Below are 1,237 nucleotides of genomic sequence, written 5' to 3'. Positions count from 1 at the left end.
GGCCGAGCGACAGCGTCCATGTCTCCATGCCCAGGTCGCGGATTGGCGTGAAGAAGCCGACGAAGGTGAAACCGGTCCACAGCGCGATCAAAACCCAGGCCGAATGCTTGGCTGCCTTGAGGCGCAGCTTGCGCAGGCTCCAACGCTCGCCGTCGAGCCGGATGCGGGCAAAGCGGTCGCCTTCGATATGCCGCTCGATCCACATGAAGATTTCGGTGTAGACCGTCTGCGGACAGGCATAGCCGCAGAAGAGCCGCCCTGCCACCGCCGTGAACAGGAACAGCGCCAGCGCCGACAGCACCAGCAGCACCGTCAGATAGATGACGTCCTGGGGCCACAGCACGAGGCCAAAGAGGTAGAACTTGCGCGCCCCCAGGTCGAACAGCACGGCTTGGCGACCATTCCACTGGAACCACGGCAAGCCATAGAAGATGGCTTGCGTGGCCAGCACCAGCCAGACACGCCAACGCGCAAAGGCGCCGGTGACGGCGCGCGGATAAATCTTGCGCCGCACCTCATAGAGCATCTGCTCGGTCGGTGCATCCTCGGCGCCCGCCGCCGCAGTGGCGGGCGTCATGGGGCGCCAGGCTGGTTCTTTGTCGCTCATTGCGTGTGACTCGTGTTGCTATTCGACAGACCCCAGACATAGGCCGCCAGCATGCGGATCTTCTCCGGCGAGAGCAGGTTCTCGTGTGCCGGCATCGTGTTGTCACGGCCCTTGAGGATGGTCTCGACGATGGTCGCTTCCGAACTGCCGTACAGCCAGACGCGGTCGGTCAGGTTCGGGAAGCCCTTCGAGCCGCCAGCGTCCGAGCCATGGCACTGCGCACAGTTGTTCAGGAACAGGCGCTGGCCGATCTCATGGGCTTGCGGATCAGCGGCGATCTGCTTGATGTCCATGCCGGCGTACCGCTCATAGAGCGGGCGGACCTGCGCTTCGGCCGCCGCACGCTGCGAGGCCAGCTCGCCACGCGTGGAGAAACCGAGCACACCGCCGTATGCACCCAAACCGGGGTAAAGGATCAGATACCCCAACGCAAAGATGCACGACAGCAGGAACATCCACATCCACCAGCGCGGCAGCGGATTGTTCAGTTCGCGCAAATCGCCGTCCCAGACGTGGCCGGTATCTTCACCGGCGCTGTGCCCCGGTGCCACTTGAATACGCCGCTGGGAGAACAGCAGCCAGACACACCACACGATGCCGACCAGGGCGATCGCTGCGATGTAATACCCC

General features: G+C 63.7%; 2 protein-coding genes. Both read right to left on the bottom strand.

The genetic code is table 11. The features are described from left to right. A partial coding sequence (locus FUT88_RS25930) for a 4Fe-4S binding protein (protein WP_147219382.1) occupies window positions 1–607 on the bottom strand: 607 nt, incomplete at its 3' end. Then, window positions 604–1,237: cbb3-type cytochrome c oxidase N-terminal domain-containing protein (locus FUT88_RS25925; protein WP_147219380.1), on the bottom strand; the 634-nt coding region annotated here is incomplete at its 5' end. The genes FUT88_RS25925 and FUT88_RS25930, both read right to left, overlap by 4 nt.

The sequence above is a fragment of the Ralstonia sp. TCR112 genome (assembly GCF_007997035.1).
Lineage (GTDB): Bacteria > Pseudomonadota > Gammaproteobacteria > Burkholderiales > Burkholderiaceae > Ralstonia > Ralstonia edaphi.
The sequence above is the reverse complement of the archived record's forward strand: the minus strand, read 5'-3'. Positions and strand labels throughout refer to the sequence as shown.